The sequence below is a fragment of the Rhizobium sp. SG741 genome, assembly GCF_012275435.1.
GTDB lineage: Bacteria > Pseudomonadota > Alphaproteobacteria > Rhizobiales > Rhizobiaceae > Rhizobium > Rhizobium lusitanum.
The window spans coordinates 60,929-73,677 of record NZ_JAAZQP010000017.1; the positions used below are offsets into that span (position 1 = coordinate 60,929).

Genomic DNA, 12,749 nt, shown 5'->3' on the forward strand with positions numbered 1-12,749 from the left:
TTTCACCTTGGATTATCTGGTCAATCTGTCGACCTTGCCGCCGGATACGCAGTCACCCGAGCGGATGGCGCAAGCCGGCATCACCATCCGGCGTGCCCTGCCGCCGGAGCTGCGGCTGATCATCGGCTGGGTCGGTGACCATTTCAGTCAGGGTTGGGCAAGCGAGACGACCGTGGCGATGACGCGTCAGCCGCCGACCTGCTTCATTGCCACGCGCAATCAGGAGCTTGTCGGCTTTGCCTGCCATGAGGCGACGGCGCGCGGTTTCTTCGGCCCGACCGGCGTTGCGGAGGAGGTGCGGGGTCTCGGCATCGGCCGGGCGCTGCTGTTTGCCTCCCTCACCGACATGAAGGCCATGGGTTATGCCTATGCTGTCATCGGCGATGTCGGTCCATCGGAGTTCTACGAGAAAGCGGTCGGCGCGATGCCGATCCCCAACTCCGCGCCCGGCATTTATGCCGGCATGCTCAAGCTTTGAACGATTTTAGATAAAGAGAGAATGTTCATGTCGATACCGCGATCCCTGGCTCTGCGGCTGGAAACAACCTGGAACCCGCCGGCCGACGGCAAGGAATTTTCCTATGTGTTGCGGCTCAAGAACCTTTCATCCGAGCAGCTTTCGGGCTTCTCGCTCTGCGTCAGCGGCCCCGGCCGCGTCGATCCGGCTGGTATCGTCGAAGGTGCCACGGTCTCCAAACGACTGTCCAACTTCACCGAGTTCCAGCCGCCTGATGGTTTCGTGCTGGCCGCCGGCGATACATGGACCATCACGGTCCGTGCGCTGAGCTGGCAGTTTCGCCACTGGAACGATGGGGCCAATAGCGCCTATCTCGCATTGCCCGATGGCACCACGGTTTCACTTGGCACGGAGCCGACGCGAACATCGTCAAGCAATGCGCCGTTGAAGCGCGGTGCTGAAATCTACCCGGTGCCGGCCAATCCGCCGGTGCCGCTGTCGATCATTCCCTGGCCGAACCGCGTTGCCGTTTCCTCCCGCCGCCCGCTGCCGGCAGGCTTTGCCTTGAAGGCTATCGCTCCGGAAGCGCAGGCCGCCGCTGCAAGTTTCACAGCCCTTGTCGAGCATCTCTTCTCGGCCGAAGGTCTCATCCGCTCCGAGGCGGAGGGGGCAGTGCCGGTGGACCTGCACCAGGTTGAAGGTCTCGGCGCCGAGGGCTACAGGCTGGCGTTCTCGCCTGAGAGCATCACGGTCGAAGCGAGTACACAGACCGGCTTCGTCTATGGTCTCGTCACCATCGGCCAGATCTGGCGCGGTGCGCGTCTGCATCCACAGGCATTTTATTTCCCGGCGGGTGGCGAGATCGTCGACGAGCCGGCCATGGGATGGCGCGGGCTGCATCTGGATGTCGCACGCCAATTCTATGGCACCGCCGAGATCAAGAAGCTGATGGCGGTGCTTGCTTGGAACAAGCTCAATCGCTTCCATTGGCATTTGTCGGATGACGAATCCTGGCGTGTCGAAATCGACGCTTATCCGGCATTGACCGAGATCGGAGCCTGGCGTGGTCACGGCCTGCCGCTGCCGCCACTTCTCGGCTCCAGCCCGGCTCGGACCGGCGGTTATTATACCAAGGAAGCCGTGCGTGACATCGTCAGCTATGCTGGGGGTTTCGGCATCGAGGTCTTGCCCGAGATCGATATGCCGGGCCATTGCTACGCCATGCTGCAGGCAATTCCCGAGCTTCGCGATCCCAATGAGGCTGGCAGCTATTATTCGGTTCAAGGTTTTCCGGATAACTGCATCAACCCGGCGCGCGAAAAGACCTATGAGGTGATCGAGACGATCCTCTCCGAACTGATCGAGCTCTTCCCGTTCAAGACGATCCATATCGGTGCCGACGAAGTGCCGCTGGGCGCCTGGTCCGGCTCGCCGGAGGCGCTGGCGCGGCTGTGCGAACTCGCTGGTGATGAAATTGCACAAGCACATGCCAAGCGATTGAACGTCATCACCAATACGCATGGAGCCGACGATATTCACGGCTCCGGCGCGGCCTTCCTGCAGGCGGAGTTCCTGGAGCGCATCCAGGCATTTCTGGCCTCAAAGGGCTGCGTGACGGGTGGTTGGGAAGAAGCTGCCCATGGCGACAGGATCGACAAGGACAAGAGCTATCTCTGCAGCTGGCGCAATGTCGAAGTCGCGGCCGAGCTTGCCGGTCGCGGATACGAGATCGTGGTTTGCCCGGGGCAGGTCTATTATCTCGACATGGCGATGCGCCCGGATTGGGACGAGCCCGGCGCAAGCTGGGCGGGCCATTCGGACCCGGAGAAACTCTACACCTTCGATCCCGTCGGTGGCTGGACGGACGCCCAGAAAGAAAAGCTTCGAGGCATTCAGGCCTGCATCTGGTCGGAGTCGATGACGGACCGAGCCATCTTCGACCGGTTGGTCTTCCCGCGTCTCTCGGCGCTTGCCGAAACAGGCTGGACAAAGCCATCGGCAAAATCCTGGGAGCGGTTCAAGGCGCTTGTCGGCACGATGCCGCTGCTATACGGCCTGCATCAATTCTGACAGCTTGATGCATGGCCCTCGGGCGCGGCACTTGTGCCGCGCCCGATTGCGTTTCAGTGATCTGCAAGCTCAATGGCCCTGACCGTTCGTCACAGTTGCTGGACAGTGCGGTGGATGATCGGCTTCTGCAGGACATCGAATTGCGGGTTCGTTTCCGAAAAGATCGGCAGGGCGGCGGCGCCGAGAATGGCGGTATCTTTGCCGGTCGCCCCGACCATCAGGCGAGGGATCGTGCGCTCTTCCTCAGGGTTCACGGGGATGTGCAGCGGTTCCAGGCGCGCCGCAAGCTGTGCCATCAGGGTTGTCGGCGCACTGCCGCCAAGCACGATGGTCTGCGGATCGAAGGCAAGCTCGAGAAAGTCGATTGTCTGGCGCAGCGGCCGCACCGCTTGTTCCAGCCAGACCTCGAGCCCTCGGCTATTGGCCGCGATCATCGCATCGAGATCGTCAGGCGAAAGCTCCTGGGCGTTTTCGATGCCAAGACATTCGTAGGCGACGGATGGCGATACATAGCGATCGAGGCAGCCGCGCTTGCCGCAGCTGCACAGCCTGCCGTGCGGCTCGACGATGATATGGCCGATTTCACCGGCATTGGCGCGGCTGCCCTTGTAGAGATGGCCGTCAAGGAACATGCCGGCGCCGATGCCGCCATCGCCTGCCAGAAAGAGATAGACGAAGCTCCCAAGGCCACGCGCAACGCCGTAAAGCCGTTCGCCGATCGCCGCGGCGGTCGCATCATTCTCGACAATGACAGGCACTTTGATATACCGCTGCAGTTCACGAGCGACCGGGAAATCCTGCCAACCCGGCAGGTTGAGCGGGCTGAGCGATGTAACGCCGCCATCCGCATAGCGTCCGGGCAAGGCAATGCCGGCGCCGAGCAATCGGTCACGATCAAAGGAAAAGGCCTCCATGAGATCTCTAACGATGTCGGCAAGCACCGGCATCGCCTCGGTCGGGCCCGGTTTGTCGACATGGCGCTCGATGCGGGCGCGAACCGAGCCGGAAAGATCCGTCAGTACGCCGGCGGCCCGTTGGCGGCCGAGTTCAAGGCCGATGGAATAGGCCCCATTCGGGTTGATGGTATAGGGAATGATCGGCTGGCCGCGGGCAATTCTTTGTGCTTCCATCGGGATCAGCAGATGCGAACGCGCGAGTTCCTCGACGATGTTGGATACGGTTTGTGTCGTCAGCGCCGTGATGCGAGCAATGGCGGCGCGTGACATCGGCCCGTTGGTGCGAATGGCCTCGATCACGACACGCCGGTTATGCGATTTGGCCTGTTCGAGATTCGTGCCTGAAATTGTCTTCATGAGATGATCGGGAATTTCTGGATCAGCGTTCGGATAGCGTTGTTGCTTGTCACGGGCTGCTGTTGCGTGACGGGGAGGGCGGGGCGTAATTTGCCGTTGCTCTCGCGGTATATAACCACTTTCCATACTTTTATCGATTGGTTCAATACGAGATGGATCAATGGGCGAAAGGTTGGCTCCCACAGGAGGTTTTTTTGCTCCATCGGCGATCGGAGAAGCCTTTACTACAGCCGCCGTTAGGTTAGAGTCGGGTTACCTCAGCGTTCTGCAGAGGGTTGCCCGGAGGACTTCGATGATCAGGCTGCTCGGACTTGCGATTTTTTCAACCTGCCTTGCCACCGGAGCGATGGCCGCCGATGCCACTTGCAAGGCACAGGCAGCCGACAAGAAGCTGGCGGGAGCAGCCTTGACCAGTTTCAGCAACAAGTGCGCGAAGGATGCAGCAAGTTCTTGCGATGCCCAAGCAGCTACCAAGAAACTGGCCGGCGCCGCCAAGACGAGCTTTGTCAAGAAGTGCACTGCCGATGCCGTCGGCGGTTGATCGCTGACATCAAGCTCTTGATCAGAGGTCCCCGGCCCGGTTGTTCTCTGGGCCGAGAGTGGAATGATGTTTGTGCACGACGATCTGATTGGTCACCCTTTCGACAGATGGCGGACCCGTTCTCCAGGTTCCGGCTGCCCCACCCTCCAAGAATGGATGGCTACGATCGTCCGGCTCGATATTGATCGACGAGGTTTCTGCAGGCCCGAATGGTCAATGCCATGACGGTCAGCGTGGTGCCGGCAATGCCGCTGCCCGGGAAGGCGGAGGCATCCGTCACGATCAGGTTGGGAACGTCCCAGCTTTGATTATGGGCATTGAGGACGGAGTCCTTGCTTGAAGCACCCATACGCGCGCCGCCGGTCTCGTGGATGGCGGCTCCCATGCACATGGTCTTCCGGAACCATTGTCGGAACATGAAACGGCTGAACGGATCGGCATCGGGAAAGGCGCCGCGGCCCATTTCCATAAGGCCGGTGGGCGAACCGATGAATTCCAGCTCGCCGCCGGCGCCGCGCACCATCTCGATCAGCACTTCTTCCTGCTGGCGCAGCAGCGCATGCTCCTCCTCGCCCATGACGCAACGGATATGGGGAACCGGAATGCCCCAGGCATCCTTGCGCCTTGTATCGAGCGTGATGCGATTGTCGGCATAGGGCAGCATGCGGCCGAAGCCGAAGAAGGCGAGCCGTGCAGGCTCGTTATCCGGCGTCGGTGCCCGGCCAATGCTGCCCTGATAGTCGAAATCATCGCGGCCCGCATCGCCTTCCCCGAAGCGCGGAACGAAGATGCCGCCCGAGGGATTGTAGAATGGGTCCGTTGGAGCGGAGTCGTCGACTGCCCAGCCTTTTGCTTTCGAGAAGGAGCCGAAGGCCAGGCACGGCAGCTGGTCCATGAAAAAGCGCCCGAGCGTGCCCGAGCTATTCCCCAGTCCCTGGGGATGGCTGGCGGTCGCCGAATTGAGAAGCAGCCGCACGCTTTCGATCGGCGATGCCGAAAGCACCACGAGGGCCGCGCGCGCGGTCTCGACTTTGCCGGTGACACGATCGATGAATTCCGCGCCCGTTGCCCGCTCGCCGCGATCATCGGTCGTGATGCGGCGCACGATGGCGTCATGACGGATGGTCAGCCGACCGGTTGCCAATGCCTCGCGTAGCGGCTTCGGCGTGCGCTCGGCATCAGGAGCGATATAGCGCCAGGAAACGACTTGCCGCTTGGGCCAACGTCCCTCGACTTCCGTCTTGAAGGTCTCCTCGGCCGGTGTCAGCTTTGCCGGATGCGCGTAGACGCCGTCGGGCAGTGTCTTGATGCCGTCCGGATTGCCATAAAGCCCGAGGCTGGATTCGATCTCGGCATAATAGGGCGCGAGTTCTTCGTACGAAACCGGCCAGTCCTCACCCTTGCCGGTTTTCGAGCGGATCTTGAAGTCATCGTCCGTCCAGCGCAACAGCACGCGGCCGAAGCTGTGCAGGCGGCCGCCGCCCTGACGGCCACGTATCCACAGGAATGGCGCATCCTTCGGCGTCGTATAGGGGTTCTTGCGATCGTTGACGAAGAAATGGCTGAAGCGCTCGGTAAAGAAGGCTGCGCGCGCCTGAATGGGCTGGCCGTTGAGCGTGGCGCGGGCTCGCTCCCAGATATTGATGCTGCTTGCAGGCGCCTTCTTGCGATTGGGATCGAAATCCTTCTGCGTGACGGCGGGACCGGCCTCCAGCAGCAATACCGACAGCCCTTGGGCGGTCAATTCCTTGGCGGCAAAGGAGCCGGCGGCGCCGGAGCCGATCACCAGCGCGTCATAAATAGTCTGAGACATGAGTCATTTCCGTATGCTGTGAAAGCGGGTTCAGAGGCGGGCGCCATCGGCGTCGAAAAGGGAGGCTTTGGCGATATCGAGCCCGGGTGCGATCGCCGTGCCCGGCTGGAGCGCGGCGTCGCCCATGATGCGATAGGATAGGCTTTGGCCTGCCCAGTCGAACCACAGCACAGTGTCCGCTCCCATCGGTTCGACGACGGAGACGATGCCCGGAATGGTGGGCGAGCCGCTTGCCACACTGTCCGGCGCGATATGTTCCGGCCGGATGCCGAGCGTGGCGGGACCCTCCTTGACGGCAGTCAAAAAGGGATAGCTGGCCAGATCAATGGCAAGCCCGTTGCTTTCGAAGACCGGCGTGCCTGACTTTAGAACAATCTCGCCCTTGATGAAGTTCATTGCCGGTGCGCCGATGAAGCCGGCAACAAAGAGGTTGACAGGGCGATGGTAGATTTCGGATGGGCTGGCAAGCTGCTGGATCACGCCATCCTTCATGATGGCGATACGGTCGGCGAGCGTGAGCGCTTCCACTTGATCATGCGTCACATAGATCATCGTGTTGCCCAGGCTCTGGTGCAGCTTCTTGATCTCGACGCGCAATTCGTTGCGTAGCTTGGCGTCGAGATTGGAAAGCGGCTCATCGAACAGGAAGACGTTCACTTCGCGCACCAGGGCACGGCCGATCGCGACGCGCTGGCGCTGGCCGCCCGACAGTTCCGAGGGTCGGCGGTCGAGCAATTTGTCGAGATGCAGAAGCGAAGCCGTGCGGGCGATGCGCGCCTCGATCTCGGCCTTGGGAAGACCGGCCACACGCAAGCCGAAGGACAGGTTCTTGCGTACCGACATGCGGGGATAGAGCGCATAGGACTGGAACACCATGCCGATGCCGCGATCCTTCGGTTCGGCCCAGGTGACGTTCTTGTCCGATATCCAGACCTCGCCATCGCTGATCTCCTGCAGCCCGGCGATGGAGTTGAGCAGGGTCGACTTTCCGCAGCCGGACGGCCCCAGCAGCACGAGAAATTCGCGCGGAGCGATGTCGATCGACAGTTTTTCGATGACGGTGTGATCGCCATAGGCGATCTTGAGGTCCTTGACTGACACGGCAGGCTGCATGGCGTTACCCCTTCACAGCTCCGGCGGCGACACCACGCAGGAACCAGCGGCCGGAGAAGAAATAGATGGCGAGCGGAACGACGGCGGTCAGGATGGTGGCAGCCATGTTCACGTTGTAGGCGCGCTCGCCCATGGTGGTGTTGACGATGTTGTTGAGCTGCACCGTCATCGGCAGATTGTCGCGCCCGGCAAAGACGAGGCCGATCAGGAAGTCGTTCCAAATGCCGGTGAACTGGAAGATGGAAGCGACGACGACCATCGGCACGGACATGGGCAGCATGATCTCGAAGAAGATTCGCCAGAAGCCGGCGCCATCGACGCGCGCGGCCTTGCAGAGCTCTTCGGGGATGGCGACGAAATAATTGCGGAACAACAACGTCACCAGCGGCAGGCCGAAGATGACATGGACCAGAACGACGCCGGCCACCGAATTATAGAGGCTCAGATTGGCGAGCAGCCGAACCAGCGGATAAAGGAAGATCTGGTATGGGATGAGGCCGCCGGCCATCAGCAGGCCGAATAGAAGGTTTGACCCCCTCGGCCGCCAGAAGGAGAGGGCATAGCCGTTGATCGCGCCGATGAAGACGGAAATCGCCACGGCCGGCACGGTGATCTTCACCGAGTTCCAGAAGCCGATGCGCACGCCCAGACATTGCGTGCCCATGCAGGCTCCCGACCAGGCCATCTTCCACGCATTGAAATCGACGGTATCCGGCAAGGCGAAGATGCGGCCCTGGCGGATCTCCTCCATCGTCTTCAGCGAGGTGACGAGCATCGTATAGAGCGGCAGCAGGAAGAACAGCGCGGCCAGGATCAGGAAGGCATAGAGCCCGATCTGGCCGGACGACAGTCGCGAAGGCTTCGGACCGCGGGGATGAAGAGCTGCCATCAGTGTGCTCCCCTTCTTCTGGCACGCATGTAAAGCGCGTATCGAAACGGTGCGACGGCCATGACGACCGAGAGCACGAGCACGGTGGCGCCGGCGCTGGCGAGCCCGAGGTTCTGGCGCTCGAATAGATTGTCCATGATGAATTTCGCCGGCACCTCGGTCGAATAGCCGGGGCCGCCGCCGGTCTGCGCCACGATGAGGTCGTAGGTCTTGATGACGCCCATGGAGAGCAGCATGCCCGACGCGGCAAGCGCTGGCCCAAGTTGCGGCAGGATAATCGAGAGATAGATGCGCCAGACTGGAATGCCGTCGATCTGGGCCGCCTTCCATTGCTCTTCGCCGATGCCGCGCATGCCGGAGAGCGCAATGACCATGACAAGGCCTGCCCCTTGCCAGACGCCGGCGAAAACGACCGTGTAGATCGCCATGTCGCGATTGACGATCCAGTCGAAGACGAAGCTCTGCCAGCCGAGCGCCCTGACCGTCGCCTGGATGCCGAAGGTCGGGTTCAGCATCCATTGCCAGATGAGGCCGGTGACCACGAAGGACATGGCATAGGGATAGAGGAAGATGGTGCGGAACACGCTTTCGAAGCGGACCTTACGATCAAGTGCTGCCGCCAGCACAAAGCCGAGGGCGAGGCAACCTCCCACATAGAGCACGCCGAAAATCAGCACGTTTTCAAGGGACGCGAGCCATCTCGACGTCCGGAACAGCTTAGCATACTGGGCAAAGCCGACATAGTTGGATGACGGAAAGATCGTCGAATCCGTAAAGGACAGGCGCACCGACCAGACCATCGTGCCGATGTAGATGAAGATCGCGGCGATCCACGTCGGCAGGAGGGCATAGGTCGCAGCAAGGGGACGTCTGCGCTTGGCTTGCATCAGCAAACCCTTTCAAAAGGATTGAGCAGAGCCGATCGGAGGGAGGCCTCCGATCGGCCCGTTGCGAGGCCCTATTCGAAGATCGCGAAGAACTTCTCGGCGCCGGAGGCGCTGTCCTCGGAAGGGTTGGTCCAGAACTCGTCGACGAAGTCGTTGAGCGCACCAGCCTGCTGCGGCGAGAGGATCAGGGCCTGGTCCGGCACGATCTTGCCCGCGCTCATCAGTTCCAGCCCCTTTTGCGCGCATATGTCGAGCTTCGACTTGTCGACATCGGTGCGCATCGGCACCGAGCCTTTCCTCAGGGAGAATTCGACCTGCACGGCCGGATCCATGGCGACCTCCGCGAGCAGCGTCTGGCCCTTCTGGGATGCCGCATCGGCGATCTTCGGGAAGGAGAAGGAGTCGGCGACATAGACCATCCCCGGCGATTGCGGGGCGAGCATGCAGCCATAGTCCTTGCCTAGCTGCTTGCCGGCCACAACGAATTCACCCTTGGCCCAATCGCCCATAAATTGCACGCCGGCCTTGCCGGTGATGACCATGGCGGTCGCGTCGTTCCAGTTGCGTCCTGCAGCCCCTTCATCGACATAGGCGCGCAGCTTGCCGAGAATATCGAGCGTCTTCTTCACGCCTTCGACGGATGCGTCGCCCTTTTCCTTGTCGACATAGATCTTGAGGAAGCCGTCGATGCCGACCTGGGTCAGCAGGATCATATTGAAAACCTTGGATTCCTGCCAGGATTGGCCACCCCAGGCGACCGGCAGCACACCGGCAGCCTTGAGCTTGTCGAGAGCGGCGAAGAATTCGTCCCAGCTCTTCGGCTCCTCGGTCACGCCGGCCTTAGCGAAGGCATCCTTCGAATAAAACACCCAGCTTTCGCCATGGGCATCGCTCGGCGAAAGATAGACCTTGCCGTTATAGGAGATGAGATCATAGATCGACTTTGGCAGGACATCAGCCCATTTGCCGGCTTTCGCCACGTCGTCGATCGAGTTCAGAAGGCCCTGATTGACGAAATCGGTATTGGCAAGGCCGATCACGGCCTGCTTGGCAGCCGGCGGATCGCCCGCGACCAGACGGTTCTGGAAGGCGGCGTCCGCCGCTCCGAAACCGGCAATGGAGGAATCCTTCCAGACACCGCCGCGCTTTTCGAATTCTTGGCTGATGACACTGAGGGCGGCGGCTTCGCTGCCGGAGGTCCACGAGGTCATCACCTCGGCCTTCGGCTTGTCTTCGGCATAGGTCGGGGTGGATGCCGCGACGAGGGCGGCTCCCACCAACAGCAGTTTCATTCTGTTTTTCATTGTTCCACCTCTTCAAGAAAGCCCTCTTGGCGGGGCCGTTTGGTCTTCAGATCATTGGCATCATCGATAGATCGGCAGAAGCGCCTGCTGTACGAGCGTCAACCCGTTTGCGATGTCGGCGACCGGATCGGGCGCAGCGTCGAGCTCGAGAATGGCCCAGCCTTGATATCCACGGTCGCGCAGGAGCCTGGCCCAGCCTGGCCAGTCGACGCGGCCAAGGCCGAAGCCGCAGAAATAGGGGCGATGGCGATCGTGGATATGCTCGTCGATCGGCGTGTCGGCGGGCATCGGCCCGAGCGCGTCCTTCCAGTGGGCGATGATGACGCGCTCATGGTGGCGGTCGACAAGCTGCAGCGGATCGGAGCCGGCAACGATGATATGCGCCGTGTCCGGGCAGATATGCACGTAGGCCGGATCCGTCAGCAGCATCAGCAGATCGACATCGCGCGCGGCTGCAAAGATCGAGTGCGCCTCGGTGTGGAGGGCCAGCCGCACGCCCTTGGTGTAGAGGGTGGCGCCGAGGCGGTTGAGGAAATCGGCAATCTTGCGCGCCTGCTCGAAATCGAAGAATCGTGTCGGCTGGGCGCCAAGCGTCTGGCGAAGCGGCGCGCCGATGACCATGATGTCGCTGCCGCAGGCCTTGAGGAACTCGGCGTATTTCTCGGCCTTGTCGATGATGGCGGCTTGCGCGGATGCTTCGGTAAAATCGCCGGCGGCTTCGAGCTCGGCAAAAAAGCCGCTCGCCAGTGTCAGCCCACGCTTGGAAAGCTCGGCGGCGAAGGCTTCGACCGAGCCATAGGTCTTTGTCGCATCCTGCCAGTTGAACGGCGAGAAGGTAAGCTCCACGCCTGTGACGCCGGAGGCTTGCACGGCATCGAGAATCTTGTCCCAAAACGCGCGCGGCTCGCTGCGTGACAGGGCGATGATGCCGTCATAATCTCCAACGCCCCAAAATCCGGGGTGGAAGAAAGTGACGAGATCGACGCCAAAGCGAAGCCGTTCCGTTGAGGTCATGAGACTATCCGTTCCTAAGGCATGGAAGATCGTTCGCGGAGCTTTGCTCCACGGCAAATAATCCATAATGATTTCAATGCACTACAACTGGCAATCGTTTGCCGTGCCTAGATAGTAGACAAGTCGTTTTTATATGCAAGCAGTTTTTGGCAATCGTTTGCTAAACCTCTGGGATTGCCGTAGCATCCCGCGCAGCAGGCATCGGGAAGGACCTAAAAAAGTGAAAAATAACAAGGATCTGCTCGTGGAGGAGCATTCGGGACCTTTGATGGCGGATGTCGCCCGGCTGGCGGGGGTCGCCATCTCGACGGTCAGTCGGGCGCTGGCCAATCCGGGTCGGGTGAACGAGAAGACGCGCGCCAAGATCGATGCCGCTGCCAAGCAGCTCGGCTATACACCGAATGCCATGGCCCGAGGTCTTCGCGTCGGCAAATCCAACGTCGTCATGATTGTCCTGCCGGGTTCGCTCTACTATGGCGTCTCGCAGGTCATTCCGCAGGTCCTGCAGGGCATCAACCGGTCCCTGAGCCAGAATGGCTACCATCTGATGATCGCGAACCTCGATCGCGACGAGACCTCGGAGCGTCACATCCTCGATCTGGCCTTCGGCGGCACGGTTCGCGGCGCCATCATTCTCTCCTCCGATCTGCCCGTCGATGGCGGCCGGTCGCTCAAGGATTCGGCCCTGCCGATCGTCTCGCTCCTGTTCGACATGAGCCACGCGGCCCTGCCGAGCGTGGTCACCAATGATCGGCAGTCCGTTCGGGATGCGACGAGCGAACTGATCGCTCTCGGCCATAGGCGGTTTCTTTATCTTGCCGGGCCGGTGGGCAACTACCACGACAACGAGCGTTATCTTGGCGTTCTCGAAGCGCTCGCCGAGGCAGGACTGTCCGAAAAGGCGGTCATCAGGTCCGGAGGCACCCTCGATTATCAGCACGGTTTCCAGATCGGCGTCGCTGCGGCCGCCGAATTTGCCGATCTCAAGCAGAAGCCGACCGCCGTCATTGCCACGAGCGACGACATGGCTATTTCATTCATGAGTTGCGTCCAACGAATGGGCTGGAAAATTCCGGCGGATCTTTCCATCGTGTCGTTCGACGGCGCACCGGTATGCGAATATTCCTCTCCTCCGCTTTCGACGATCGAGCAGCCGGTCGAGGAGATGGGGCAGCTGGCTGTGAGCTTGCTGATGGAACGGATCGATGCGCCGGAAAGGGGAGCGGCGACACGTCACGTCATCTCGAGCAAGCTCATTCGGCGTGAAAGCTTCGGTCCGGCGCGGCCGAGTATCTGACGGCCGCATCTCGCTCCCCACGCGTAAATCGCCGATATTTGAGGGGCGAGA

At 61.1% G+C, this 12,749-nt stretch carries 11 protein-coding genes; 4 read left to right on the top strand and 7 right to left on the bottom strand.

The genetic code is table 11. The annotated features are described in order from the left end of the window. Positions 1–7: 7 nt before the first annotated feature. Both FHT29_RS30595 and FHT29_RS30600 read left to right on the top strand, forming a co-directional pair. The gene (locus FHT29_RS30595) at positions 8–478 is read left to right on the top strand and encodes a GNAT family N-acetyltransferase (RefSeq protein WP_168600865.1); all 471 of its coding nucleotides are present in this window, start codon (positions 8–10) and stop codon (positions 476–478) included. A 27-nt stretch (positions 479–505) separates the two neighbouring features. Further along, entirely contained in the window at positions 506–2,527 is a 2,022-nt protein-coding gene (locus FHT29_RS30600) for a beta-N-acetylhexosaminidase (protein WP_168600866.1), read from the top strand. Between the two features lie 89 nt (positions 2,528–2,616). Here FHT29_RS30600 and FHT29_RS30605 read toward each other — a convergent pair whose 3' ends face one another. Beyond that, positions 2,617–3,840 (bottom strand): ROK family transcriptional regulator, encoded by a 1,224-nt coding sequence (locus FHT29_RS30605; protein ID WP_168600867.1) that lies wholly within the window; start codon positions 3,838–3,840, stop codon positions 2,617–2,619. 292 nt (positions 3,841–4,132) lie between these two features. Here FHT29_RS30605 and FHT29_RS30610 point away from each other — a divergent pair, with 292 nt between their 5' ends. Then, positions 4,133–4,381: a hypothetical protein gene (locus FHT29_RS30610; RefSeq protein WP_037191599.1), complete on the top strand. Its 249-nt coding sequence runs from the start codon at positions 4,133–4,135 to the stop codon at positions 4,379–4,381. Between the two features lie 160 nt (positions 4,382–4,541). Here the strand turns inward: FHT29_RS30610 and FHT29_RS30615 are convergent, their stop codons facing one another. The 6 genes from FHT29_RS30615 to FHT29_RS30640 all read right to left on the bottom strand — a co-directional run bounded on the left by FHT29_RS30615 (position 4,542) and on the right by FHT29_RS30640 (position 11,401). Continuing rightward, the gene (locus tag FHT29_RS30615; protein ID WP_168600868.1) at positions 4,542–6,194 is read right to left on the bottom strand and encodes a GMC family oxidoreductase; all 1,653 of its coding nucleotides are present in this window, start codon (positions 6,192–6,194) and stop codon (positions 4,542–4,544) included. 30 nt (positions 6,195–6,224) lie between these two features. Then, positions 6,225–7,307, bottom strand: a complete 1,083-nt coding sequence (locus FHT29_RS30620; protein WP_168600869.1) for an ATP-binding cassette domain-containing protein — start codon at positions 7,305–7,307, stop codon at positions 6,225–6,227. 4 nt (positions 7,308–7,311) lie between these two features. After that, complete coding sequence (locus tag FHT29_RS30625) at positions 7,312–8,196, bottom strand: carbohydrate ABC transporter permease (RefSeq protein ID WP_168600870.1); 885 nt, start codon at positions 8,194–8,196, stop codon at positions 7,312–7,314. Next, complete coding sequence (locus tag FHT29_RS30630) at positions 8,196–9,083, bottom strand: sugar ABC transporter permease (protein WP_047639709.1); 888 nt, start codon at positions 9,081–9,083, stop codon at positions 8,196–8,198. The genes FHT29_RS30625 and FHT29_RS30630 overlap by 1 nt, the downstream gene beginning before the upstream one ends. Positions 9,084–9,154: 71 nt before the next feature. Further along, the gene (locus FHT29_RS30635) at positions 9,155–10,387 is read right to left on the bottom strand and encodes an ABC transporter substrate-binding protein (protein ID WP_168600871.1); all 1,233 of its coding nucleotides are present in this window, start codon (positions 10,385–10,387) and stop codon (positions 9,155–9,157) included. A gap of 60 nt (positions 10,388–10,447) precedes the next feature. After that, positions 10,448–11,401, bottom strand: coding sequence for a sugar phosphate isomerase/epimerase (locus FHT29_RS30640; protein ID WP_168595898.1), 954 nt, complete (start codon positions 11,399–11,401; stop codon positions 10,448–10,450). Between the two features lie 220 nt (positions 11,402–11,621). On the opposite strand from FHT29_RS30640, the gene FHT29_RS30645 reads away from it, so the two are divergent. Further along, entirely contained in the window at positions 11,622–12,698 is a 1,077-nt protein-coding gene (locus tag FHT29_RS30645; protein WP_047555496.1) for a LacI family DNA-binding transcriptional regulator, read from the top strand. Positions 12,699–12,749 lie beyond the last annotated feature (51 nt).

Bases quoted from the DNA above. Each gene is read 5' to 3' on its own strand.
- FHT29_RS30640 (WP_168595898.1), bottom strand. From the start codon at position 11,401: ATGACCTCAACGGAACGGCTTCGCTTTGGCGTCGATCTCGTCACTTTC.
- FHT29_RS30605 (WP_168600867.1), bottom strand. From the start codon at position 3,840: ATGAAGACAATTTCAGGCACGAATCTCGAACAGGCCAAATCGCATAAC.
- FHT29_RS30635 (WP_168600871.1), bottom strand. From the start codon at position 10,387: ATGAAAAACAGAATGAAACTGCTGTTGGTGGGAGCCGCCCTCGTCGCG.
- FHT29_RS30610 (WP_037191599.1), top strand. From the start codon at position 4,133: ATGATCAGGCTGCTCGGACTTGCGATTTTTTCAACCTGCCTTGCCACC.
- FHT29_RS30625 (WP_168600870.1), bottom strand. From the start codon at position 8,196: ATGGCAGCTCTTCATCCCCGCGGTCCGAAGCCTTCGCGACTGTCGTCC.
- FHT29_RS30630 (WP_047639709.1), bottom strand. From the start codon at position 9,083: ATGCAAGCCAAGCGCAGACGTCCCCTTGCTGCGACCTATGCCCTCCTG.
- FHT29_RS30600 (WP_168600866.1), top strand. From the start codon at position 506: ATGTCGATACCGCGATCCCTGGCTCTGCGGCTGGAAACAACCTGGAAC.
- FHT29_RS30620 (WP_168600869.1), bottom strand. From the start codon at position 7,307: ATGCAGCCTGCCGTGTCAGTCAAGGACCTCAAGATCGCCTATGGCGAT.
- FHT29_RS30615 (WP_168600868.1), bottom strand. From the start codon at position 6,194: ATGTCTCAGACTATTTATGACGCGCTGGTGATCGGCTCCGGCGCCGCC.